Source organism: Streptomyces sp. NPDC018029 (assembly GCF_044327655.1).
In the GTDB taxonomy this organism is placed as follows: domain Bacteria; phylum Actinomycetota; class Actinomycetes; order Streptomycetales; family Streptomycetaceae; genus Streptomyces.
Window position 1 is genome coordinate 810,983 of the sequence record NZ_JBIRFV010000002.1, and the last position, 23,953, is coordinate 834,935.

General features: G+C 73.7%; 21 protein-coding genes. 7 read left to right on the forward strand and 14 right to left on the reverse strand.

Annotated features, from left to right (window positions below; genetic code table 11):
* The first annotated feature begins 105 nt into the window (after nucleotides 1-105).
* The 3 genes from ACH4D5_RS07790 (at nucleotide 106) to ACH4D5_RS07800 (ending at nucleotide 2,765) form a co-directional block, all read left to right on the forward strand.
* Entirely contained in the window at nucleotides 106-462 is a 357-nt protein-coding gene (locus ACH4D5_RS07790) for a VOC family protein (protein WP_398299672.1), read from the forward strand.
* 83 nt (nucleotides 463-545) lie between these two features.
* Entirely contained in the window at nucleotides 546-1,292 is a 747-nt protein-coding gene (locus ACH4D5_RS07795; RefSeq protein ID WP_398299674.1) for a GntR family transcriptional regulator, read from the forward strand.
* Nucleotides 1,293-1,484: 192 nt separating this feature from the next.
* Complete coding sequence (locus ACH4D5_RS07800; protein WP_398299676.1) at nucleotides 1,485-2,765, forward strand: amidohydrolase; 1,281 nt, start codon at nucleotides 1,485-1,487, stop codon at nucleotides 2,763-2,765.
* 28 nt (nucleotides 2,766-2,793) lie between these two features.
* On the opposite strand, the gene ACH4D5_RS07805 is transcribed toward ACH4D5_RS07800, so the two are convergent.
* The 10 genes from ACH4D5_RS07805 to ACH4D5_RS07850 all read right to left on the reverse strand — a co-directional run bounded on the left by ACH4D5_RS07805 (nucleotide 2,794) and on the right by ACH4D5_RS07850 (nucleotide 15,018).
* Entirely contained in the window at nucleotides 2,794-4,773 is a 1,980-nt protein-coding gene (locus ACH4D5_RS07805) for a DUF5107 domain-containing protein (RefSeq protein ID WP_398299678.1), read from the reverse strand.
* A gap of 84 nt (nucleotides 4,774-4,857) precedes the next feature.
* A complete protein-coding gene (locus ACH4D5_RS07810) occupies nucleotides 4,858-5,754 on the reverse strand; it encodes an arginase family protein (RefSeq protein ID WP_398299680.1) in 897 nt (298 codons plus the stop codon).
* A 90-nt stretch (nucleotides 5,755-5,844) separates the two neighbouring features.
* The gene (locus tag ACH4D5_RS07815; protein WP_398299682.1) at nucleotides 5,845-6,441 is read right to left on the reverse strand and encodes a GNAT family N-acetyltransferase; all 597 of its coding nucleotides are present in this window, start codon (nucleotides 6,439-6,441) and stop codon (nucleotides 5,845-5,847) included.
* A 62-nt stretch (nucleotides 6,442-6,503) separates the two neighbouring features.
* A complete protein-coding gene (locus ACH4D5_RS07820) occupies nucleotides 6,504-6,749 on the reverse strand; it encodes a DUF1049 domain-containing protein (protein ID WP_398299683.1) in 246 nt (81 codons plus the stop codon).
* 140 nt (nucleotides 6,750-6,889) lie between these two features.
* Entirely contained in the window at nucleotides 6,890-8,656 is a 1,767-nt protein-coding gene (locus ACH4D5_RS07825; protein WP_398299685.1) for a CocE/NonD family hydrolase, read from the reverse strand.
* Between the two features lie 125 nt (nucleotides 8,657-8,781).
* Entirely contained in the window at nucleotides 8,782-9,726 is a 945-nt protein-coding gene (locus tag ACH4D5_RS07830; protein WP_398299687.1) for an LD-carboxypeptidase, read from the reverse strand.
* Nucleotides 9,723-11,705, reverse strand: coding sequence for a prolyl oligopeptidase family serine peptidase (locus ACH4D5_RS07835; protein ID WP_398300003.1), 1,983 nt, complete (start codon nucleotides 11,703-11,705; stop codon nucleotides 9,723-9,725). The genes ACH4D5_RS07830 and ACH4D5_RS07835 overlap by 4 nt, the downstream gene beginning before the upstream one ends.
* 27 nt (nucleotides 11,706-11,732) lie before the next feature.
* Nucleotides 11,733-13,106, reverse strand: a complete 1,374-nt coding sequence (locus ACH4D5_RS07840) for a M20/M25/M40 family metallo-hydrolase (protein WP_398299689.1) — start codon at nucleotides 13,104-13,106, stop codon at nucleotides 11,733-11,735.
* A complete protein-coding gene (locus ACH4D5_RS07845) occupies nucleotides 13,099-13,932 on the reverse strand; it encodes a M55 family metallopeptidase (protein ID WP_398299691.1) in 834 nt (277 codons plus the stop codon). Before ACH4D5_RS07845 ends, ACH4D5_RS07840 begins: the two co-directional genes overlap by 8 nt.
* A gap of 108 nt (nucleotides 13,933-14,040) precedes the next feature.
* Nucleotides 14,041-15,018, reverse strand: a complete 978-nt coding sequence (locus tag ACH4D5_RS07850; RefSeq protein ID WP_398299693.1) for a GNAT family N-acetyltransferase — start codon at nucleotides 15,016-15,018, stop codon at nucleotides 14,041-14,043.
* Between the two features lie 95 nt (nucleotides 15,019-15,113).
* On the opposite strand from ACH4D5_RS07850, the gene ACH4D5_RS07855 reads away from it, so the two are divergent.
* Nucleotides 15,114-15,707: a TetR/AcrR family transcriptional regulator gene (locus tag ACH4D5_RS07855; RefSeq protein WP_398299694.1), complete on the forward strand. Its 594-nt coding sequence runs from the start codon at nucleotides 15,114-15,116 to the stop codon at nucleotides 15,705-15,707.
* Here ACH4D5_RS07855 and ACH4D5_RS07860 read toward each other — a convergent pair.
* Genes ACH4D5_RS07860 through ACH4D5_RS07870 form a run of 3 tightly spaced genes read right to left on the reverse strand, consistent with a single transcriptional unit; the run spans nucleotide 15,704 to nucleotide 18,773 of the window.
* On the reverse strand, nucleotides 15,704-16,231 hold the full coding sequence (locus ACH4D5_RS07860; RefSeq protein WP_398299696.1) for a copper chaperone PCu(A)C: 528 nt from the start codon (nucleotides 16,229-16,231) through the stop codon (nucleotides 15,704-15,706). The genes ACH4D5_RS07855 and ACH4D5_RS07860 overlap by 4 nt on opposite strands.
* On the reverse strand, nucleotides 16,228-18,540 hold the full coding sequence (locus ACH4D5_RS07865) for a heavy metal translocating P-type ATPase (RefSeq protein WP_398299697.1): 2,313 nt from the start codon (nucleotides 18,538-18,540) through the stop codon (nucleotides 16,228-16,230). The genes ACH4D5_RS07860 and ACH4D5_RS07865 overlap by 4 nt, the downstream gene beginning before the upstream one ends.
* Entirely contained in the window at nucleotides 18,540-18,773 is a 234-nt protein-coding gene (locus tag ACH4D5_RS07870; protein ID WP_398299699.1) for a hypothetical protein, read from the reverse strand. Before ACH4D5_RS07870 ends, ACH4D5_RS07865 begins: the two co-directional genes overlap by 1 nt.
* 192 nt (nucleotides 18,774-18,965) lie before the next feature.
* Between ACH4D5_RS07870 and ACH4D5_RS07875 the strand changes: the two genes are divergently transcribed.
* Both ACH4D5_RS07875 and ACH4D5_RS07880 read left to right on the forward strand, forming a co-directional pair.
* A complete protein-coding gene (locus tag ACH4D5_RS07875; protein ID WP_398299701.1) occupies nucleotides 18,966-19,727 on the forward strand; it encodes an NAD(P)H-dependent oxidoreductase in 762 nt (253 codons plus the stop codon).
* Between the two features lie 91 nt (nucleotides 19,728-19,818).
* A complete protein-coding gene (locus tag ACH4D5_RS07880; RefSeq protein ID WP_398299703.1) occupies nucleotides 19,819-20,991 on the forward strand; it encodes a glutamate--cysteine ligase in 1,173 nt (390 codons plus the stop codon).
* A gap of 55 nt (nucleotides 20,992-21,046) precedes the next feature.
* Here ACH4D5_RS07880 and ACH4D5_RS07885 read toward each other — a convergent pair whose 3' ends face one another.
* The gene (locus ACH4D5_RS07885) at nucleotides 21,047-21,415 is read right to left on the reverse strand and encodes an ArsR/SmtB family transcription factor (RefSeq protein WP_398299704.1); all 369 of its coding nucleotides are present in this window, start codon (nucleotides 21,413-21,415) and stop codon (nucleotides 21,047-21,049) included.
* A gap of 157 nt (nucleotides 21,416-21,572) precedes the next feature.
* Between ACH4D5_RS07885 and ACH4D5_RS07890 the strand changes: the two genes are divergently transcribed.
* Nucleotides 21,573-23,936 (forward strand): heavy metal translocating P-type ATPase, encoded by a 2,364-nt coding sequence (locus ACH4D5_RS07890; RefSeq protein ID WP_398299706.1) that lies wholly within the window; start codon nucleotides 21,573-21,575, stop codon nucleotides 23,934-23,936.
* The last annotated feature ends 17 nt before the right edge of the window (nucleotides 23,937-23,953 follow it).

Sequence of the window (23,953 nt, forward strand, 5' to 3'; positions counted from 1 at the left end):
TCCGACGTGCGTGCGGGCGTGCGGGCGTGCGGCGGAAGGGAGTTGGGCGCTCTTCTCGCCCGAGGCGGTGGCGGCCGAACGGGCAATCATGAAATCGTTCCGACCATGGAGATCCTGGGAACCACGCTGCGGATCTGCGTCGAGGACCTGGAGTCCTCGGTCGCGTTCTACGAACGGCTCGCGGGCGGCAAGGCCCTGCGCTTCGAACGCGGCGGCGTCTCCGTCGCGGCGGTCGGCTGCTTCCTGCTGATGAGCGGCCCGGAGCACGAGCTGGAGGTGCTCCGCAAGGTCGCGGCGACCATCGCGGTCGAGGACGTCGACGAGGCGTACACGATCCTGAACGCCTCCGGGGCGCGGGTCGTCGCGGGCCCGGTCCCCACCCCGGCCGGCCGGAACCTCATCGCGATGCACCCCGACGGCTCCGTCTTCGAGTACGCGGACCGCCGCGTCACCGGAGGCTGACCCGCCGCCCGCCCGGCTATCCTCCACGGCGGGGCGGACGTCCCCCGGGGCCGCGGGCCCGGACCGAGCGGAGGACGGTGCACGTGGCGGGCAGTACGGCGAGCGGCGCGGCGGACGCCACGGCGGGCGGCGCCGAGCGGACGTCGCTGAGCGCCCAGGCGCGCGAGGCCGTCCGGCAGCGCATCGTCGACCGCCGCTACGCCCTCGGCGCCCGCCTGGTGGAGCGGGAGGTCGCCGAGGAGCTCCGGATGTCCCGCGTTCCCGTCCGCGAGGCCCTGCGCGCGCTGGTCGCCGAGGGCCTGCTGGAGCTGCTGCCGCACAGCGGTGTGCGGGTGCGCCGCCTGGAGCGCGCCGACGTACGGCATCTGTACGAGGTGTGGGAGCCCCTCGCCGTCCAGGCGTCCCGGCTCGCGGCCCGCCGGGTGGCGCGCGACGCCCCGGAGGAACCGCCGGGCCTCGCCGCGCTCCGGGCCACCCTCGACCACGCCGAGCGCGCGTCGGACGCGGACGACGGGGCGCGCGAGGTCGCCGCCCACACCGCGTTCCACGAGGGCATCGTCGCCCTCTCCGGCAATCCGCTGCTTGCCCGCACGATGGAGCAGCTGAGCTGGCAGCTCCAGCTCCTCTTCGGCATGCGCGCCGAGCCCGACCACATGCGGGCCCAGCACCGGCTCATCTACCGGCACATCGCGGCGGGCGACGAGGACACGGCGGCGGCGAGCACGCTGCTCCACGTACGGGACAGCCAGGCGGTGGCCCTGCGGTCGCTCTTCGCAGAGGGCGCGGAGGACACAGCGAGTGCGGAGGGCTTCGAGGGCCGACAGGGCTGATCGAGGGGCCCACCGAACACTCTGTATACCAAACCGCTCAAGCACCCCGCACGGCTGAGCAATCCCCGCCCATACCCACCCTTATATCGCTGCACTTCCGACACACCCTTGCGGCACACCAGGCGCTGGTATACAAACTGCGGACGCCCCCCTTCCGCCGCCCCGCTCCTCCCCCGCCCGAAGGAGTCCCCCATGACACCCCTGTCCCGCCGCGGCGTGCTCGCCGGCGCCGCCCTCGCCGGCGCCGGCGCCGCGCTGTCGACCGGCACCCCCACCGCATCCGCGTCCGCAGCCGCCAAGGCCACCGTGTTCCGCAACGTGCGCCCGCTCGGCCGGCGCACCCCCGTCGACCTCACAGTGGTCGACGGCCGGATCTCGGGCCGGCCCGCGCCCAAGGGCGCCAAGGTCGTCGAAGGCGGCGGCCGGATCGCCCTGCCGTCCCTCGTGGACGCGCACATCCACCCCGACAAGACCACGTGGGGCGGCTCCTGGGTCACGCGGAAGCCGGCCAGTGGCATCGCCGACTACGTGGCCCAGGACGTGGAGCTGTTCAAGAGCCAGTCCCGGCCGGTCGGCGAGCGCGCCTACGGCCTGATGGCGCACGCCGTGACCCGCGGCACGCGCGCGATGCGGGCCCATGCGGACGTGGCACCGGCCTATGACCTGGCGGGGCTCGAAGGCGTCGCGCACGCGCGGGACCGGCTGCGGCACGCGCTCGACGTGCAGATCGTGGCGTTCCCGCAGCACGGCGTGGTCCGCGCGCCCGGCACGGCGGAACTCCTCGAAGAGGCGGCCCGCTCCGGTCTCGTCGACTTCGTCGGCGGCATCGACCCGATCAGCTTCGACGGCGCGATGGACGAGCAGCTCGACGTGGTCTTCGGCCTCGCGGACCGGCACGGGGTGGGGGTGGACATCCACCTGCACGACCGGGACGAGAAGGGCACGAAGGTGCTGCGCGCCATCATCGACCGCACCCGCGCGCTGTCCCTGCGCGGCAAGGTCACGGTCAGCCATGTCTTCTGCCTGCCGAACCTGTCCGACACCGAACTCGGCCGGATGGCAGCCGACTTGGGCGAGCTGGACATCTCCTTGACGACGGTGGCGCCGAACGAGTCGCTGGTCCTGCCGATAGCGAAGCTGCGGGAGCACGGGGTGCGCGTCGGCCTCGGCTCCGACGGCGTGCGCGACGCGTGGAGCCCGTTCGGCAACGCCGACATGCTCCACCGCACGCACATCCTCGGCTGGGTCACCGACGTCCGCCTCGACGAGGAGCTGACGGACTGCTACCGCGTGGGCGCCCACGGCGGCGCGGACGTCATGGGCCTGCGGCACGCCGACTTCACCCCGGGCGCCCCGGCCGACTTCATCCTCGTACGCGGCGAGGGCGTGCCCCAGGCCGTCGTCGACATGCCGCAGCGGGACATGGTGGTGCACGGCGGCCGGATCGTGGCACGCGACGGCGAACTGGTGTGACCCATAGGGTGCCGCCCGCGCAAAGAGCCTAGGGAGTGTGGTCCGGGCGCATCCGGAAGTCGTACCGCGCCGGTACCTCCTCCCCCGTCGCCGCCGTCCACAGGTCACCCAGCGTCTCCGCGCCCTCCCTGAGGTCCGCCGCCTCGAAGCCGGACTCGAAGACGGCGCGCACGCCCGCCATGTCGCCCTCGGCATGGCGCAGTTGCGCCTCCAGGAGGCGGAAGCGGCCCTCGGCGCGGGTCGTCTCGTGCAGGCGGTCCCAGACCGCGCGGGCCGCTTCCGTGCGGTGCGCGGCGAGCAGCGCGGTGATCGCCTCCCTGCCGAGCGCGGCGGTGGCCGCGGTCCAGGCGGGTCCGTCGTCGCGCCGCTCCTGGCACAGGTCGTCGAAGGCCACCGCATACCGGTCGGCGGCCCGCTCGGTGTTGCCCTCGGCGTGGTCGGCGACGGCGAGGCAGCGGAGCAACGGCCAGCGCGAGGGGGCCAGTTCGAGGCCGCGTTCCCAGCTGCGGACGGCCTGGGCACGGTCGCCCGCGTGCCACTGCGCGACGCCCAGGTGGTACTCGGCGACCGGCCGTGCGGGCGCCGTCTCCAGCATGTCCCGCCAGTGCCGCGCGACCAGCGTGGGCCCGGGCGGCGCGACCTTGCGCGGCTCGGGGACGGCGCCCGAGCGCAGCAGCTCCAGCCACGGCTCCTGCTCGGGGCCGAGCGTCGACTCGGGGAAGGGCGTGCCGGGCAACTTGTAGCCCGCGCGCAGGACTTCGAGCGCACCCCAGCCCGAGCCCACGGCGAGCACGTCGGCGGGCTCGGTGTCGGCGGCGGTCAGCCACGCTTCGTGGGCCGCGTCCACGGCTTCCCTCGGCAGCGCGTCGCCGAGCCGCGCGGCGACCTCGTCCCGTGCTCCCGCCCAGTCGCCGTGCACGCGGTCCGCGGACGCGGTCAGGGGCCCGTACACCTCCAGCCAGCTGAACTCGGCCTCCGCTTCCAGGCGGACGTGTTCCAGCTGGGTGCGGGCGAGGCCCGACTGGATCTCCGCGTAGCCGCCGGTGCCCGGTTCGGTGAGCCACTCCTGCCAGCGCCGACCTCCGGTGCCCGTGCCCCAGAGGAAGAGTTTGCGGCCGCGCGGCAGGTCCGTGGAGGTCTGGACGAGCCCGTGCCCGGTGTCGTCGAGCGCGGCGATCCACCGCCGCTCGCCGTCCGGCACGTCGTAGAAGTAGTCGGCGGGGTACTCACTGCGCAGCGGGTACGTCCGGTCGACGCCGTCGGACTCCGGCACGGGCACGCGCCGGAAGCCGCCGGCCTGGTACGCGAAGTGCCACGCCTCGTCGGCGGGGGCGAGCACCCTGCGCTCCTCGGGCACCGCGATGTTCGACCACCAGTAGACGGGCGCGGGCCTCTCGTGCGGATTGCGGACGCGGACACCGACGTGGAGGAAGTCCGATCCCTCGGGCAGCCACAGGTCGACCTGGAAGGGCAGGTCGCGCAGCCGCTCCCACTCCCACAGGCGCAGCATCTCGCCGCCGTCGGGCGCCGGCACGCGGGCCGCGTGCACGGGGGCGCAGGAGAGGGGGGTGTGGCCGGTGGCGCCGATGTTCCACTCGATGCCGCCGGAGATCCACGCGCCGTTGAGCGCGAAAGCGGCGGGTTGCAACACCGGGTTGCGGTACAGGAGTTCGCGTCCGGTCGGCTTGTGCAGGAGCGAGTGGACGCGGCCGCCGTACCCGGGCAGGACAGTGGCGCGCAGCCGGTCGTTCTCGACGACGAGCACGTCGACGGCCGTGTCGGTGCGCTCGCGGCCGTATCCGTCGAGGATCCGGGTGGGCAGCGGTGAGCTCAGCGGCTCGTAACCGATCTGCCGCGCCATGTCGCGCGGCAGCCCTTCCTTGGCGCGTTCGTCGAGGGTGTGCGTTCTCCGCAGCGGCAGCAGGGGCGGCAGCGGGTTCTCGGGCCCCGTCCCCGCGGCGGGCAGAGTCAGTACGTCGCGTCGCACGGTGGTCTTCACGATCACCATGGAACACGGTCCGCGGGGCGGCGGCCAGAGGTCTCCCTGGCCGGGTTGGCGCGAAGGCCGTCACGGCCGCGCGGCGGCGGCCGCTCAGGACGGGACGAGGGCCGAGACAATCACGTCGGTGAGCAGGTCGCCCGCCTTGCCGTCCGGGTCGAGGTCCGGGTCGTAGATGGTGACGTTGAGGCCGACGCAGCGCGGCGAGCGCACGAACGGCCGCAGCAGGTCGAGGAGTTCGTCCGCGAACAGGCCGCCGGGCTCGGGGCTGTCGACGGCGGGCATCACCGAAGGGTCGAGGATGTCCGCGTCCAGATGCACCCAGAACCCGTCGAGTTCGGGCACTTCCAGGGTCTGCGTGACCGCGCGGGCGACGTTCTCCGCGCCCCACTTCCTGAGCTCGCCGACGGTCGCGTTGGCGATCTTCAGGGTGGTGAACTCTGCGCGGTCCTCGTCCCCGTCCCGCAGTCCGAAGAGGCATACGTCCTCGTCGCGCAGGTAGGGCCGCAGCCCCTCCAGGTCGGTGAGGTCGCGCTGCCCGCGGCCCGTCGCGAGGGCGAGCTCCTCGCCGCCCGCGGCGCCGATCCGGTCGGAGTTGCCGGGGTGCCGAAAGTCGGCGGAGCCGTCCAGGGCCGCGAGTCCGTACCGCCCGATGCGGCGCAGCGCCAGCGCGGCGCCCAGCTGGATCGAGCAGTCGCCGCCGAGGACGACGACGAAGTCCTCGGCGCGCACGTGGTGTTCGATGCGGTCGGCGAGCCTGCGGGTGTAGGAGGCGATGGCGTCCGCGTGGAAGACGCCGTCGCCCTCCTGCCAGTCCCCGCGGTCGTAGCGGGGTGGGACCACGACGCCGCCTTCGAAGGCCGCGAGGCGGCGCAGGAGGCCCCGCTCGCGCAGCGCTCCGGCCAGTTTGTGGCAGCCGGGCACGGTGCCGGGGGCGGGCGGGCGCAGGCCCAGGTTGGAGGGGGCGTCGACGACCACGATATTCCGCATGCCGCCCATCCTCCGGGACGTGGCCCGACGCTTTCAACACTGCCGCCACCGCGGGAACTTCCGGCGAACGCGGCCTGGCTCAAATGCGGTTCACGCCTGAGGAGTCGCCGCTCCCGGATGCCGGGGAGGGCCGGAGTCCGCCGAGGCACTCGCCGTCCCGGCGGTGACCGCCCAGCGTTCGTGGTCGCGCCAGGCTCCGTCGATGAAGAGGAAATCCGGCGAGAAGCCCTCGTACCGGAAGCCCGCGCGGCGGACAAGGCCGATCGAAGCCTCGTTCCCGGGCTGGATGTTGGCCTCTAGGCGGTGCAGTCCGAGGTCGCCGAAGGCGTACGCCATGACGAGGCCGAGCCCCTCGCTCATCAGGCCCCGCCCGGCGGCGTGCGCGAAGGCACCGTAACCGAGGGCGCCGCTGCGGAAGGCGCCCCGGACAATGTTGTTGATGTTGATGAACCCGCCGACGGCGCCGCTGTCGCGCTCATACACCAGGAACCCGGCCCTGGCCGGATCCTCGACGAGCGCCCCGGCGTACGCGCGGAAGGTGTCGTCCGTGCAGGGCGGGAAGAGCCAGGGGTGGTGCAGCTCCCGGCTCTCCCTGGCGCGTGCGGTGAACTCGGGGCCGTCCTCCGGCGTGAGGGGGCGTATGCCCACGCGAGGGCCTTCGGCGAGGGGTGCGGTGTGACCGGACATGCGTCCACGCTACGTCGCGGGGCGGCCGCGACCACACCGGCCCCGCACCGCCGACCCTCCTCTCACCTGCGCCTTCGCATGAAGTAGGCGCCGCACAGGGCACCGATGAGCCCCGTGCCGAGGAGGGCCATCCACAGGGGCATGGTCACTTCGGGGATGAGCAGGCGGATCTTGGTGCTGCGGGTGTTCTCGAAGATGAAGACGAGGGTCAGGACGACGATCGCGGCGACGGTCACCCTGCCGGGTGTCATCAGCCCGCCGCCCGGGCCGCCGCCCTTGGAGCCGCCCGTGGAGGTGTTGGGGCTCATGGTGTGGACCCTTCCGTCGGAGGTACGCCGGCCTCCCCCGCCCCCAGCATGGGCAGCCGGGGAGCGGAGCGCGCGCGGTGGGGTGCCTCCGGGGCGGGGCGGTGGGCCGTACGGGTGACGGCGGCGGACGGTCGCGGAGGTCAGTGGCCGACGACCGGCAGGTCGAGGACGCCGGTGTCCCCGGGGGCGCTGGTGACGGTCACGGGCTTGACGCCCTTGTTGCCGCCGTACGCCCCGTCGCTCGCCGCCACCACGAACTGCAACCGGTGGCCCTTCTCGTACCGGTGCACGATGCCGGGCAGCGAGACCGTGAACGGCTTGGTGACGTCCGGCACCCGCACGGGCGCGACGAGGCGGTGGACGAGGGTCTTCTTGCCGTCGGGCGCGACGTCGTACAGCTTGGCGAAGAGGACGAGCTTGTCGGCGGCGTCCCCGGAGTGCTGCACGCGCTCGGTCCGCGGCGAGATCACCTGCAGCGTCGCCCTGGGCGCGCCGACGACGTCCACCGGGCCGGTGAAGGGCTCGGTGGTCCAGTCGAGGTAGGTGCCCCTGGTGTCGTGCGGCCGCGGGTCCGGCAGGCCGAGCATGCCGGCGAGCGAGGACTCCGAATGGCTGGTGGGGATCAGCCAGTTGCGGTACTCGCGGCTGCCGCGGGCCACCTTCTTTCTGTTGTCGACGAGCTTGCCGTCGCCGGAGAGGTAGAACCTGCCGCTGAGAGCGGGCACTTCGGGGGCGGTGGCGTAGGTGTTGTCCGGGCCGGTGATCCAGTCGCGGTAGTAGGCGAAGGCGGGGCCGGTGTCGGTGTCCTTCTTCAGGTGGAGGTAGCGGTCGAACCAGGCGAGGATGCGCTTGCCGACGTACGACGTCTCCAAGTTGCCCTGTTCGAGATTGAGTTCCCCGGAGGCGGGATCGGTCGTGCCGCCGCTGTGTCCCCAGGACTGCCAGATCATCTTGGCCGTGGTGCCCTGGGCCTTGAGTGTGCTGTACGTCGCCTCGGCTTCGTTGAGGTTGAAGAGGCTGTCGGCCTGCCCCTGCACGAGGAGCGTCGGCGCCTTCACCTTGTGCAGGTACGACACCGGGGAGACGCTTCGCGCGAACTCCTGGAGCGCCGCGGTCCTGTCCGCCGGGTAGCGGCCGGAGTTGAGGGTGCGGATCGTCTCGCACGCCTTGGTGACGAAGTGCAGGCAGTCGAGGCGGTTGATGCGGGAGGGGTCCAGGTTGGGGACGAGGAGCGGCTGGCCCTCGCCGATGAGGTAGAAGCCGTTCATCCACTGCCATTTGGCGGCGCCGGGGACGCTGCGGTCGGCCGCGTTGTTCGGGTCGAGGGAGTACGCGAGGTCGTGCCAGGTGATCATCGGGACGAGTGCGTCGACCCGGTGGTCCACGGCGGCGGTCGCCAGCTGGACGGCCCCGCCGTACGAGCCGCCGATCATGCCGACGCGCGGGTCGCCCTTGCCGTCGGCGGTGACGTAGTCGGCCCTTGTGCCGTCGTCGGCGGCCCGCTTGCCGCCGAGGAAGTCGATGAGTCCGGACGCCGCCCTGCCGTCGATCTCCGGATCGTCCAGGGAGATCAGGCACCCCGACTTGCCGAACCCGAGTCCGGAGTAGACGAGAGAGACGTAGCCGCGCTCGGCGAAGGCCTTCCCGGTGGCGGCGGTCCCGTCGGACTTGCTGCCGCCGAAGCCGTTGGTGGTGAGCACGGCCGGCGCGGGGTGCGCGGCGTCCACGCCGGCGGGCCGGTACAGGTCGGCGTCGATCGTGCAGTTCCTGCCGCCCGCCTGGACGGTGAACTTCAGTGCGGTGACGGTGTACTGGCCCGCGGCGCTCGCCGGTGCGGGGGCGGCGAGCGCGAGCGGCGCGGCGAGCGCCGCCGCGGTGGCGAGGGTCAGGGCACGGCGACGGGACAAGGGGACCTCCACGCTGAGGACGGCCGACGACCGGTGACTACTGGCCGGTAAGTACCGGCCGGAGTCATGCTGTGACACGTGTCATGTAGAGGTCAATGCCCGTGACAGCGGTTTCTGTCCGCCCATCAGGCCAGCGCGGGCTCGTCCAGCGTCAACGTCCCCGCGTCCGCGTCGAGTTCGCCCGCCACACCGAACGGCACCGTCAGCGCCCCCTCGCAGTGCCCGAACCCGAACTCCTCGGCCACCGGCACACCGAGCCCGCCGAGCCGGTCCGCGAAGAGCGCCCGCAGCTCGTCGCGGGTCCCGCACTTCTGCCACGAGCCCAGCACGATCCCCGCCACGCCGTCCAGCCAGCGGGCACGCAGGAGTTGGGTGAGGATCCGGTCCAGGCGGTACGCCTCCTCGCCGGTGTCCTCGATGAAGAGCAGGCCGCCGCGGGCGGAGGTCCGGGCCGTGGGCGTGCCGAGGTCGGCGGCGAGCAGCGACACACAGCCGCCGAGCGTGACACCCCTGGCCCGGCCGCCGGCCAGCGGCGCCGCGTCGGCTGCCGCGGTCCGGACGACCTGGGTCTCCTCCGGCGCGAAGAGCGTCGCCCGCAGGTGTTCCTGGGCCCGCGTGTTCTTCAGGAAGTCGGTCGTGGCCGTCATCGGGCCGTGCAGGGTGGCGACGCCGAGCCGCGTGGCGAAGGCCTCGTGCAGGGCGGTGATGTCGCTGTAGCCGAGGAACACCTTGGGCCCGGTGGCCCGTGTCGCCGCCCGCAGCGCCGCCCAGTCGACGAGGTCCACCATCCGCTGGGCGCCGTACCCGCCGCGGGCGCAGAACACGGCGGCCACGGACGGGTCGCACCAGGCCCGCTCCAGGTCGCGGGCGCGGTCGGCGTCCGCCCCCGCGAGGTACCAGAACTCCGGGTGACGCTCGCGCACATGGGGCGCGACCACGGGGTCCAGGTCCCAGCCGCGCAGGATGTCGAGGCCCGCTTCGAGCTGGTCGTCGGGGACGGGTCCGCTCGGCGCGACGACGGCGACCCGCGCGCCGGGGGTGAGGCGGGCGGGCCGCACGAGAGGTGTCACTTGGTGAGCTCCAGGGTGGGCACAGGGCCCGCGAGGTCGAGCCTGAACACCTGCGCGTACAGCGAGAGTTCCGCCTCGAGGGCGCGGACCATGGTGTCGGCGCGGCGGAACCCGTGCCCCTCGCCCTCGAAGGCGATGTGGGCGTGCGGGACGCCGCGCCCCGCCATCCTGGCGAGGAACCGTTCGGACTGGGCGGGCGGACAGACCACGTCGTCGAGCCCCTGGAGCAGCAGGAACGGGGTGGTGATCAGTTCGGCGTGCAGCACGGGCGAGCGCTCGGCGTACCGCCCCGGGACCTCGTCGAGCCGGCCGACGAGGGACTCCAGGTACCGCGATTCGAGGTCGTGGGTCTCCCCCGACGCGAACGCGGCGAGGTCGAGCACGGGGTAGATGATGGTTCCGCAGGCGTAGACGTCCGTGCTGGTCAGGGAGACAGCGGTGGTCCAGCCGCCCGCGCTGCCGCCGCGGATCGCGAGCCGGGCCCGGTCGGCGGTGCCCTCGTCGGCGAGGCCGAGGGCGACGGCCGCGCAGTCCTCGACGTCACCGATGCCCCACTGCTCGCGCAGCCGGTCGCGGTAGGCGCGCCCGTACCCGGTGGAGCCGCCGTAGTTGACCTCGGCGACGCCGATGCCGCGCGAGGTGAAGTAGGCGACGGCCAGGTCGAGCACCAGGGGCGAGCGGCCGGTGGGGCCGCCGTGCGCCCACACCACGTAGGGCGGCAGCTCGTCGTCGGGCGCGATGTGGCCGGGGTGGTGCGGCGGGTAGATGTGCGCGTGGATCTCGCGTCCCGCCGGGCCGTAGAAGGTGCGGATCTGCGGTTCCGGGTAGTACGTGGGGTCGACCGGGTCGTCGTGGGCGGCGCCGATGACGCGGGCGTGGCCGGTGCAGGTGTCCAGTTCCACGACCTCGTACGCGCTGCGGGGGCTCGCGGCGACGCCGATGACGCGTGTTCCGTGTGCGGCGACGGTGGACGCCCACTCCGTCCAGGGGCCCGCCGAGTCGACGACCTCGCCCGTCTCGGGGTCGAGTATGCCGAGTGCGGTGGCGCCCTTGCCGTGCACGACGGCGATCAGTCCGCTCTCCAGGGGGGCGAACCAGTTAAGGCCGATCTGCCACAGGGGCCCGGCGAACTCCTCCTCGCGGGGGCAGAGCGGCCGTACGTCGGCGGTGTGGGGGTCGGCCCGGTACAGGTTCCACCAGCCGGTGCGGTCGCTGGAGAACAGCAGCCGTCCGTCGTGGGCCCACTCGACCTGCACGATCGATTCCTCGGGGCCGCCCGCGAAGGTCCGTGCCGCGCCGAAGGTGCCGTCGTCGCGCACCTCGGCGAGCGTCAGTTCCGTGCCGTCCCACGGCATGCGGGGGTGGTCCCAGGCGATCCAGGCGGCATGGGTGCCGTCGGGCGACAGGCGGGGCCCGGTGACGAACCGGTGCCTGCCGTCGGACAGTTCGCGCACGGCGCCCCGGTCCTCGGCCGCCGACCCGTCGAGCGGCACGGCCGCGATGACGCGCCGCAGGTCGGTGGGCGCTTCGCCGGTGAACTCCTCCAGGACGCACCAGACTTCGCCGCGGTCGGCGTGGAGCACCGGGTCGGCCCAGCGCAGTCCGCCGCCGACGGCCGAGACCGGGGTCAGGGGTCTCGGTTCGGCGCCGGGGGTGTCGGGCTCGTACGCGTACAGGCGCTGGTCGGCGAAGTCGACGAAGACCACCAGGGGCCCCTCGGGGCGCTCGGCGCCGGCCCAGGGGCGGCCGCCGTACTCGACGACGCGGCTGCGCACGTTCCACGGCGCCGGGAGCACCGTGCGCTCCTCGCCGTCGGGCAGCCGCCGCACCAGCGCGCGCCGGCCCGCCTCGGTGGGGCGCGGTTCGGTCCACCAGGTCTCGGCGCCGACGAAGCCCACGTACCCCGGAGCGCCGTCGTGGGTGGCGGCGAGCTCGGCGTCGATCGGCGACGGCCATGATCCGTACGCCCGGGTCTGCATCATGTCCTTCTCTTCCCCCATTTTCCGTCAGGCCGTCCGCAGGAAGCGGTCGAGGACGCGGACGCCGAAGTGCAGTGCGTCGACGGGCACACATTCGTCGACCCCGTGGAACAACGCCTGGTAGTCGAAGCCCTCCGGTGTCCTCAGCGGCGAGAAGCCGTAGCCGGTGATGCCGAGTCGCGAGAACTGCTTGGCGTCCGTGCCGCCCGACATGCAGTACGGCACGACGTGGCCCTCCGGCGCGAACTCCTCGACGGCCGCCCGCATGCGCGCGTACGTCGGCGAGTCGACCGGCGCCTGCAGCGCCACCTCGCGGTGGTGGAACTCCCAGTCGACGTCAGGGCCGGTGAGCCGGTCAAGCGTGCGGCGGAACTCTTCCTCGCCGCCGGGCAGAAAGCGGCCGTCGACGTACGCCACTGCCTCACCAGGGATCACATTGACCTTGTAACCCGACTGCAGCATCGTCGGGTTGGCGCTGTTGCGGACCGTCGGGGCGACGAGGTCGGCGGTCGGACCGAGCTTCTCCAGGAAGGCGTCCACGTCGAAGCCGGGCGCTTCGGGGTCGGTCTCCAGGCCGTAGAGCGTGGCCAGTTCGACGAGGGAGGCGCGGACGGTCGGGGTGAGCCGGACCGGCCAGCGGTGCTCGCCGATGCGGGTGATGGCGCCGGCCAGCCTGCTCACCGCGTTGGCGTGGTTGACCTTGGAGCCGTGGCCGGCCTTGCCGCGCGCGGTGAGCTTGAGCCAGCCGGTGCCGCGCTCCCCCGCCGCGATGGGGTAGATCTGATTGCCCCGGCCGTCGTGGAAGGTGAAGGCGCCCGACTCGCTGATGCCCTCGGTGCAGCCCTCGAAGAGCCCGGCGTGCCGGTCGGCGAGGAATCCGGAGCCGTCGGCGGCGCTGGCCTCCTCGTCGGCGGTGAAGGCGATCACGAGGTCGCGGCGCGGTCGCACCCCGGCCCTGGCCCACATCCTGACCACGGACAGGATCATCGCGTCCATGTTCTTCATGTCGATCGCGCCCCGGCCCCACACGACGCCGTCGCGGACTTCCCCGGAGAACGGGTCGACGCTCCAGTCCGCGGCCTCGGCGGGCACGACGTCCAGGTGGCCGTGGACGAGCAGCGCGTCGGCGCCCGGGTCGGTGCCCTCGATGCGGGCGACGACGTTCGTGCGGCCGGGGGTGCGCTCGAGGAGCGTCGGTTCCAGTCCCGCTTCGGCGAGGCGCTCGGCGGCGTACTCGGCGGCGGGCCGCTCGCGGCAGTCGCCGCCGCCGCGGTTGGTGGTGTCGATGCGGATGAGCTCGGAGGTGAACGTGACGACCTCGTCGAGCGCCCGCGCGTCCACCCGGTCCCCGGGCTCCCGCTCCCCGGACGCCGGCTCCTGCTCCGTCTGCTGGCTAGCCATACTGCTCCTCCACGGCGGCAGAGGCGATCGTCGTAACCGCCTTGAAGGTACGGATCCCCTCGTACATCGTCTCGCTGTCGTACGCGACCTTGCGCTCCCCCGTACGGCGCACGCCCGGCACCACGGTCGCCGCCATGGAGAGGTGCTCGGCGTCGAACTCGACCTCCACGGTGAAAGGACCGCCGACGACCGGCTCGTGGCGCACGGCGAGGGTGGCGGCCTCCTTCGCCGCGGCGCGGATGTCGGCGGCGGTGCGGGCCGGCGTGCGGCAGACCGCCGCGTACCGCGAGACGTGGTCCTTGACGGCGACCTTCAGCGCGCCCGGCGCGTAGCCGAGGGCGTCCTCGCAGGCCAGGTCGTCGCCGGTGACGAGTACGACGGGGACGCCGTACTCGGCGACGACGTGCGAGTTGAGCAGCCCCTCGCTGGCCCGGACGCCGTTGACCCACACGCCGGTGATCTGGTTGGCGAGGTAGGTGTGCGCGAGGACGCCCTCCATGCCGGCGCCCGCGTGGTAGCCGACGAAGGCGATGCCGTCCACGTCGCCGTGCTGCACGCCCTCCACCATGGAGAGCGACTTGTGCCGTCCGGTGAGCATCTCCGCGCGCTCGTCCAGCTGCTCCAGGAGCAGGTTGCGCATGGTCCAGTGCGCTTCGTTGATGAGGACCTCGTCGGCGCCGCCGTCGAAGAACCCGAGCACGGCGGCGTTGACGTCCGAGGTGAACAGGGACCGGCAGCGCTCCCACTGCGGGGTCCCGGGCAGCACGTCGGCCGGCCAGGTCACGCCGGTGGCGCCCTCCATGTCGGCGCTGATGAGGATCTTCATAACCCTCTCCCCTCCCCTCGGCTCGGAGCACCAAACAGCTCACAGTGCCATACGGCTCACACTGCCATCAGGTGCGCAGCGCGAGTGTAGACGGGGGGTGCGGGCAGGCTACTCGGCGCCGGTGGCGGGCGCGTCGTCCCAGGCGAGCGACGACATCCGCCAGCCCGCCGGGGTCCGGAGGTACTGGGTGGTCTTGTGGCCGGAGCCCTCGAACCGTGCGCCGTGGTGGCGGCCGGACTTGCGGTAGGCGCTGAACCGGTGGGCGACCGAGCCGAAGATCTCGGTGCGCGCGGAGACCTCCCACTCCGAGAACTCCGTCAGCGTCCCGTCGGTGAGCATCTTCTGCCGGGGTTCGATGAACGCGTCCAGGTCGTAGATCACCGGCTCGTCCCCGACGTTCGCGATGATCCTGCCCTCCGGGATGAAGACGTCGCGGATGACGCCGAGGTCCGGCACGCGGCCGCCGGTGTTGGTGAAGGCCCCGATGAACACGCCCATCAGCCGGTCGAGTTCGGCCTGGACGCCGGAGCCGGACTCCTCCCCGGTGGGCGGCCACTCGTCGCGGAGGACCGACCAGACCTCGCTGTCCTGGCGCACGCCCCGGTACGGGAAACGCTGCCGCAGCACGCCCTCGCGGGTCATGCCGAGGCGGCGCGCGGCCTCGGTGCTGCGCGTGTTGCCCGACCCCGCCCACCACTCGGCCCGGCTCATCCCGCGTTCGCGGAACGCCCAGTCGATCAGCTCCCGGCAGGCCCGGGTCACCAGGCCGCGCCCCTCGGCGGCCTGCTCCAGCCAGCAGCCGACCTCGCACACTCCCGTTTCGGCGTCGAAGCGGGTGAACATGACGCCGCCGACCAGGGTGTCGTCCAGCCAGATGCCGTAGAGGCGGCCGGTGTCCGCGGCCAAGCGGTCGGCGTAGCGCTGGAGGGTGGCGGTGGCGGATTCGAGGTCGGTGCTGAAGGTCGCCCAGGGTATCCACGGGTCGACGGTGGGCCTCGCGCGGTCCATGTGGGCGAGGAACTCCGGTGCGTGCCAGGGCTCCAGCGGGCGGAGCAGGGCACGGTCGCCGAGCGGCACAGTGAACACGGCAGTCTCGCTCTCTTTGGTGCGTTGGGTGCGGGGGTGCGCGGGTGCGGGGGTGCGCGGGTGCGTAACAAGCGTTCGGTACGTAAGGTAGCAGCATGCCACCCGCACCCGGAGACCGTGAAGCCCGCCGCCAAGACGTCTCGGAGGCGGTGTGGCAGGTCCTCGCCGACAAGGGGTTCGGCGGCCTGACCCTGCGCGCGGTCGCCGCCGCGATGAGTGTGTCGACCGGCATGCTGATGCACTACTTCCCGACCAAGCGGGCCCTGCTCACGCACGCGTTGGACCTGCTGGAGAAGCGCACGGCCGAGCGGCCGCGCCGGACGCGTCCCGCGGCGGGCCTCGCCACCGTGCGCGCCATGCTCCTGGACATCCTGCCGCTGACCCCGGGCGACACCGCCCGCAACCGCGTCTGGGTGAGCTCCTGGGACCTCTCCCTCGCCGACGACGAACTCGCCGCGGAGCAGGCCGGCCGCTACGAACGGCTCCGCGCGACGCTCCGCCCCCACCTCGAAGCCGCCCGCGACCTCGGCGAGCTGCCCGCCGCCGCCGATCCGGAACAGCTCGCCGCCACCGCCGTCGCCTTCACCCACGGCCTCGTCGTCCAGGCCCTCTTCGACCCGGACCGGTTCTCCGTGGGGCGGCAGACCGCGCTGCTCGACGACTTCCTGGCGTCGGTGGCGGCGCCCTAGGGCTTGGGCGTCCAGACGGACGGGCGGATCACCACCGCCTCCGTCCTGACCGTGCCGCCGTGCCGGAAGGTGAGGACGAACGGCACGCGGTCGCCGAGGCGGAGCGGGCCCCGCGCGCGCACCATGATGTCCACGCCGCGCGGCGACATGGTGAGGCCTTCACCGGCCGGGACGGCGGCGGAGCCCACCATGCGCATGCCGGCGGCGCCGCGGCCCGTGGGCGTGTACCGGCTGAGCATCACGTCGTCGAAGGCGGGGGACGTCACCGACGTCAGCGCGTCGTCGGAGCCGCCGGTGTTGGAGATCCGGAAGAACGCGGCGGTCTCCTTCGTGTTCCCCTGCGGCCGGAAGACCGTCCCGGTGGACACCTCGACCCGGGCCGGACTGCCCGCGGCACCGAACCCGACCCACGTGGTGAGCAGCCCGAGCGCGACGGCACAGGCCGCAAGGGGTTCGAGCGCGGCACCGAAGGCCTCGCGGAGCCTCTGGCGGTCCGGCTTCCAGGGGTTCGGGTCGGCGGTCATCGTGTGCCTCCCCGCGTGGCGCGGCGTGGCCCGCCGGGGGACGGGCCGCGGGTGGGGCGCCAGGTGCGCAGGCGCAGGCTGTTGCCGACCACCAGCAGGGAGCTCGCCGACATCGCCGCGGCGGCGACCATGGGGTTGAGCAGGCCGACGGCGGCGAGCGGCACGGTGAGGGCGTTGTAGCCGAAGGCCCACAGGAGGTTGACGCGGATCGTGCCCAGGGTGCGCCGGGCGAGCCGGACCGCGTCCGCGACGGCTTCGATGTCGCCGCGCACCAGCGTCACGTCGGCCGCCCCGATGGCCACGTCGGTGCCGCCGCCCATGGCGATCCCGAGGTCGGCGCCGGCCAGCGCCGCGGCGTCGTTCACCCCGTCGCCGATGACCGCGACCCGGTGGCCGCGCGCCTTCGCCTCCCGTACGAGAGCGGCTTTGTCCTCGGGGGTGCAGCGGGCGTGCACGTCGTCGATGCCGAGCTGCGCGGCGACCGCGCGTGCGGTGGCCTCGCGGTCGCCGGTGGCGAGGACCGGGCGCACCCCGAGGCGCCGCAGCCGGTCCACGGCGCGGTAGCTGCCGGGCCGCACCAGGTCGCCGACCGCGACGACCGCTTCGGGCACGCCGTCCACTCGGACCAGGACGGGGGTGTGCGCGGCGGCCTCGGCCGCTGCCAGCGCGCGGGCGAGCTCGCCGGTCAACTCGTCGCCGGGCGAGCGCACTTCGACGAGGTGCCCGTCGACCTCGCCGCGGACGCCCTGCCCCGCCACCGCGCTGAACTCCCGCACCGGCGGCAGCGCCTGAACGGACAGGGACTTTTTCGCGTACGAGGTGATCGCCCGGCCCAGCGGGTGTTCCGAGCCCTCCTCCACGGCCCCGGCGAGCCGCAGCACCGCCTCCTCGCCGATGCCGTCGGGCACCGCCGTGACCGCGGTGACGCTCATGCGGCCCGAGGTGAGGGTGCCGGTCTTGTCCAGGACGACGGTGTCGATGTGCCGCAGCGCTTCGAGGGCCTGCGGGCCGCTGACCAGGACGCCGAGCTGGGCGCCGCGGCCGGTGGCGGCCATCAGGGCGGTGGGGGTGGCGAGCCCGAGGGCGCACGGGCAGGCGACGACGAGGACGGCCACGCAGGCGGTGACGGCCGCCTGCGGGTCGGCTCCGGCACCGAGCCAGAAGCCGAGGACCGTGGCGGCGAGCGCGAGCACCACCGGCACGAACGCTCCGGCCACCGCGTCGGCGAGCCGCTGCGCGCCCGCCTTGCCCGCCTGAGCCTCCGTCACCATCTGGGTGATGCGTGCCAGTTGTGTGTCGGCGCCGACGGCTGTGGCGCGGACGAGGAGCAGGCCGCCCGCGTTGACGGCGCCGCCGGTCACCCGGGAGCCCGGCCCGACCTCGACGGGTTCGCTCTCCCCGGTGACCAGGGACAGATCCACGGCTGAGCTGCCCTCCACGACGGTCCCGTCGGTGGCGACCCGCTCGCCGGGCCGCACCACGAAGACCTGCCCGACACCCAACTGCCCCAGCGGGACGAGGCGTTCCGTGGCGCCGTCCCGTACGGCGACGTCCTTGACGGTGAGCCCGGCGAGGGAGCGCAGGGCGGCGCCGGTGCCGTGCCGGGCCCGCGCCTCCAGGAACCGCCCGGTGAGGACGAACAGCGGGACGCCGACGGCCGCCTCCAGATAGACGTGCGCGGTGCCGTTGTCGGCGGTGGGCAGCAGGGTGAACGGCATGGTCATGCCGGGGACGCCCGCGCCGCCGAGGAAGAGCGCGTACGCCGACCAGCCGAAGGACGCGGCGACACCGAGGGAGACCAGCGTGTCCATGGTGGCCGCCGAGTGCCGCAGGTTGCGCAGCGCACGCAGGTGGAACGGCCACGCGCTCCAGGTGGCGACCGGCGCGGCGAGCGCGAAGCAGAGCCACTGCCAGTTGCGGAACTGGAGGGCGGGCACCATGGAGAGGACGAGTACGGGCACCGCGAGCAGAGCGGTGACGAGCAGATGCTCCCGCTGCCGCTGCCGTTCCCGGTCGGCCCCGGAATCCGTCGGCTCCGCTCCGTCCGGTGGCCGTTCCCCGGCGGCCGGCTCGGGCGGCGGTGGCAGCTCCGCCGTGTAGCCGGCCCGCTCCACAGAGGCGACGAGTTCGTCCGGTGTGACGTGCGGCGGGTGGCTGATCCGGGCGCGGCCGGTCGCGAGGTTGACCGTCGCGCTCACACCCTCCAGCCGGCCGAGCCGCTTCTCGACCCGGTTCACGCAGGCGGCGCAGGTCATGCCGCCGATGGCCAGATCGGTGGTGACGGCGGCGTCCGCCGCTCCGGTGGCCATCAGTGGCCTCCGCCGTGCGTACCGCCCACGCCGCCGCCGTCTCCGCCGCCGTCACCGGTCCCGGAGTCGGTGGTCGATTCGTGCATGCCGGGCGCGACCGGTCCGGCCGCCCGCCCCACGGCGTACGACGCGGCCAAGATCAGCACCAGCAGCAGGAGGAAGCCGCAGAGCGCGGGCGGCGGCACGAATCTCCGCCGTTGGTGGTCAGCCACCCGGCCTTGGTGTTCAGCCATCGCCCGGCCTTGGTGGTCAGCCATCACCGCTCCCGATCGCGCGCAGGCGCGGACCGGACGGCCCGCACCGCTTCAGGAGTCGGACGCGGTCGCCGTCGAGTTCCCGGGAAGATCAGGACTGGCCAGATCCTTGCGGACCATGGCCATCTGGCCACTCGTGGCCGGTGAGGAGGGCGGCCCAAGATCGGAGGCATGAAGATCCTCTGGGTATTCGCACATCCGGAACGGCGCTCGCTGGGCGGTTCCCTGATGACCGACGGGCTGCGCACGCTGGAGTCCCTCGGGCACGAGCACCGCACGTCGGACCTGTACCGCATGGGCTGGAAGGCCGTGGTGGACGCCGACGACTTCGGGGACCGGCCGCGCGAGCGGCTCTTCGTGGGCGCCGAGCAGGAACGCGCCTACAAGGAGCGGTCGTTGAGCGAGGACATCCGCCGCGAGCAGGAGAAGATCGCATGGGCGGACACGCTGGTCTTCCAGTTCCCGCTCTGGTGGTTCGGGCCGCCCGCGATCCTCAAGGGCTGGTTCGACCGCGTGCTCGTCCAGGGCTTCGGCTTCGGCCTGAAGGGACCCGACGGCCGCACCCCGCGGTACGGGGACGGCGGCCTGGCCGGGAAGCGCGCGCTCGTCGTCACCTCGGTCGGCGCCCGGGAGTCCGGCTTCGGCCCGCGCGGCATCCACGGCCAGCTCGACCAGGTGCTGTTCCCCCTGCTGCACGGCACGTTCTGGTACACGGGCATGGCCGCGCTGCCGCCGTTCGTCGTGTACGGCGCCGACCGGCTCACCGCCGCGGGGTACGCCCGCGAAGCGGCGGAGCTGAGGGAGCGCCTGCGCACCCTGCACACCACCGATCCGCTGCCCTTCCACCACGAGAACGGCGGCGCCTACGACGAGGACCTGGTGCTGCGGCCCGAGCTCGCGCCGGGCCTGTCCGGGGTGGGCGTGCACCGTTGAGCCCGGCCGTGCGGACTCGCCGTCACGGCTCCGGGCGAGGAAGGTGGACAGGCACGCGTCATCCATCCTCTCTCCGAAGGACACGACACGTATGGCGGACCACCTTCCCCCCGTCGGCGTCGAGGAGGAGTACTTCCTCGTCGACGCCTCGCACCGTGCCGTCGTCGCAGCAGCCTCCCGGGTCCTGCCCCGCCTGAAACCGGTGGTCGGGGACCTCGTCACCGGCGAGGCGTCGCAGTACCAGGTGGAGGGCAAGACGCCACCCTGCGGAACGCTGGGCGAACTCCTTCACCAGCTGCGACGCGTCCGCCGGGCCGTCGCCGCCGCGGCGGCCGACGAGGGCCTGCGCCTCGTCGCCTCCGCCACGCCCCTGCTCGGCATGCGCGCGCCGATACCGCTCAGCACTGACCCCCACTACCTCGCCCAGGTCGAGACGTTCCGGTCGCTGTACGACACCTTCGCCTTCTGCGGCCTCCACGTCCACGTGCAGGTTCCCGACCGCGACCACGCCGTCCTCGCCAGCAACCACCTCCGGCCGTGGCTGCCCACCCTCGTGGCGCTGTCGGCGAACTCGCCCTTCTGGGAGGAGCGCGACAGCGGGTACTGCAGCTGGCGGACCCTGGGCGCCACGCGCTGGCCCGTGGCGGGGCCCCCGCCGTACTTCTCCTCGGCCGCCCACTACGACGCGCTCGCGGCCTCGCTGCAGGTGGCGGGCGCGACCCACGGCGAACGCTCGCTCTACTGGGACGTACGCCCGTGCGCGCACCTGCCCACCCTGGAGATCAGGGCGATGGACGTCACCACGAACGTCGAGGAGGGCGCGGTCCTTGCCGTCCTGGTGCGGGCGCTGGTCGTCCAGGCCCTTGAGCGGGTGCGGCGCGGCGACCCCGGCCCCGCCGTGGACGACGCCCTGCTGCGCGCCGCGTACTGGCGCTGCGCCCGGGACGGCCTGACCGGGCACAGCCTCGACCCGCGGACGAGCCGGCTCGTGCCGACCGCGCACCTGGTGCGGCAGCTCCTCGACTACGCCCGCCCGGCCCTGGCGGCGCACGGTGACCTCGGGCAGGTGACCACGGTCCTGCGGCGGCTCGTCACGTACGGCGGCGGGGCCGAGCGACAGCGGGCCGTCCACACGCGGGCGGGCAGTCTGCTCGACGTCGTCGACGATCTGGCCGACCGCACCACTGTGGGTGTGGCGCCGGGCACTGCCCGGGTGCGCCGCGCACCGGTGCGGCCGGATCCGGAACTGGGGGTGCTGGACTGACCCCACGGGTGGGGGTGCTGGGCTGATCCCACGGGCACGGGTCAGAGCCCGACGTTCAGCGTGTGTCGCCGCGTGCGGGTGTGTCGCGGGCGCCTAGGCGCAGGTGCTCGATGTGGTAGACGGCCTCGTCCAGGAGCTGGGCCACGTGGTTGTCGTACAGGCTGTAGACGATGCGGCGGCCCTCGCGGGCGCCCGTGACCAGGCCGAGGGCGCGGAGCAGGCGCAACTGGTGGGAGACCGCCGACTGTTCCATGCCGACCGCCTCGGCGAGCGCGCCGACACCGCACGGGCCCTGGCGCAGCTTGCTGAGGATCATCAGCCGGGACGGCGTGGCCAGCGCCTGGAGCGTGGCGGCGATCGTGGCGGCGGAGTCCGCGTCGAGGTGTGTGGCAGGGCTGATCTCGCTGTCGACTCCGTGTCCCATGCGGCAATCCTACTCGTCATACACTTGAAGACCTCTTCATGTGTTCCGCTATGGTGAGGACCGTTCGCGAGGCCGTCACGGCCCGCGCCGCCGCGTGGCCCCTCCGCTCGCCGCCCGGCCCCTTCGCCCTGCCCCGTCCACGAAGAGGTGTGCCCCGATGCCCTCCACATCTTCTGCGTCCTCCGCGCCCTCCGGGTCCTCTGGGTCCTCCGAGTCCTCTGGGTCCTCCGCCCTGGTGGGCGACCGGCCGGCCCCGCCCCTCACCCCTGCCGCACCCGCACCACCGCGCCGCACCCGCTTCCTCGCCCTGCCCGAGGCCCGTTGGGCGGCGCTGGCCACCGCCGCGTTCCTGCTCGCGTGCCCGCTCGAACTCGCCGGGGCGCCCGGCCTGCTGTGGGGCCCGCTCTACGTCCTCTGTTACGTCGCCGGCGGCTGGGAGCCGACCGTGGCGGGGCTCCGGGCGCTGCGGGAGCGGAGCCTCGACGTCGACCTGCTGATGGTGGTCGCGGCCCTCGGCGCGGCGGCCATCGGGCAGTTCCTCGACGGCGGTCTGCTCATCGTCATCTTCGCGGTATCCGGGGCGCTGGAGGCGCTCGCCACCCGGCGCACCACGGACTCCGTGCGGGGGCTGCTCGACCTGGCGCCGGCCATGGCGGTGCGGGTGACGGAGACGGGCGGGACGGTCGGGGAGGAGCGGGTGGGGGTCGACTCGCTGCGGGTCGGCGACACCGTGCTCGTACGGCCGGGTGAGCGGCTGCCCGCCGACGGCACCGTGCTCGACGGCGGCAGCGAGGTGGACCAGGCCACGATCACCGGCGAACCGCTGCCGGTGCCGAGGGAGCCGGGCGACACGGTGTTCGCCGGCACCCTCAACGGCACGGGGGTGCTGCGCGTCCGCGTCGACCGGGACCCGGCGGACTCGGTCATCGCCCGCATCGTCGCCATGGTCGAGGAGGCCGGTGCGACGAAGGCGCCGACGCAGCTGTTCATCGAGAAGGTCGAACAGCGGTACTCGGTGGGCGTGGTGGTGGCCACCCTCGCGCTCTTCGCCGTCCCGCTCGCGCTCGGCGCCGACTTCGCCGGGACGCTGCTGCGGGCCATGACCTTCATGATCGTGGCGTCGCCGTGCGCGGTGGTCCTCGCGACGATGCCGCCGCTGCTGTCGGCCATCGCCAACGCCGGGCGGCACGGGGTGCTCGTCAAGTCCGCCGTGGTGATGGAGCGGTTGGGCGCGGTGACCAAGGTCGCCCTGGACAAGACGGGGACGCTCACCGAGGGCACGCCCCGGCTCACGGACGTCCGGCGGCTGCCCGGCACGGAGCTGACCGAGGACGAGGTGCTCGCCCTCGCAGCGGCCGCCGAGCACCCCAGCGAGCACCCGCTGGCCCGCGCCGTGGTCACCGCCGCCCGTGAACGCGGCCTGACCCCGGAGCCCGCCCGGGACTTCACCGCGGAGCCGGGACGCGGCGTACGGGCGGTCGTCGCGGGCCACGTGGTCGAGGTCGGCACCCCGGATCGCCTCCTCGCCCCGACGCCGCGGGATCGCCTCCTCACCCCGACGCCGCCGGACCAACTCCGCGCCACGACCACGCCGGAGAAGCTCCGCGCCACGGCCGCGCCGGACCTGCCCCTCGGCACGGCCACACCCGACCGGCTCCTCGGCACGGACGCGCCGGACCTGCCCGAGGACGACGGCCGCACCGTCGCCGTGGTCCGGCCGGGATCCACGCAGGGCTGCACTGCGGAACCGGGTTCCGGCGCACGGGACTTCGGCGCCCAGGCCGGGCCCGGCGAGCGAGCGGTCGTGGCCGGCGGCGAGATGGCGGCCCACAGCCCGGACCGGCCCGTCGCCACGGCCGCGCCGGACCGGCCCGAGGACGACGACGCCCGCACTGTCGCCGTCGTCCTGGTCGACGGCGTGCCCGTCGCGACCCTGCACCTCACCGACCTGCCGCGGCCCGAGGCCGCCGAAGCGGTCGCCGCACTGCGTCGGCTCACCGGCTCCGCACCGGCGTTGCTGACCGGTGACAGCGCCCGGGCCGCCTCGCCGACGGCCCGGGAGACGGGGATCGAGGACGTGCGGGCCGGGCTGCTCCCGCAGGACAAGGTCGCCACCGTGCGACAGTGGGAGGAGCGGGGGGAGCGGGTCCTGGTCGTCGGCGACGGCGTCAACGACGCGCCCGCGCTCGCCGCCGCGCACATCGGCGTCGCCATGGGCGGGACCGGTTCCGACCTGACCCTGGAGACCGCAGACGCGGTCGTCGTCCGCGACGACCTCACCGCGGTCCCGGCGGTCGTGGCCCTCTCCCGCCGGGCCCGGCGGGTCGTGGTGCAGAACCTCGTCATCGCCTCCGTCTGCATCGGCGCACTGGTCGTCTGGGACCTGGCGGGGCACCTGCCCCTCCCCCTCGGCGTCGCGGGCCACGAGGGCTCTACGATCCTGGTCGGCCTCAACGGCCTCCGCCTCCTGAGGACTTCGGCGTGGCGGCCCCAGCCCGACGCTCCCGGCACATCCCGCTGACCCACAGGGCTGCACCC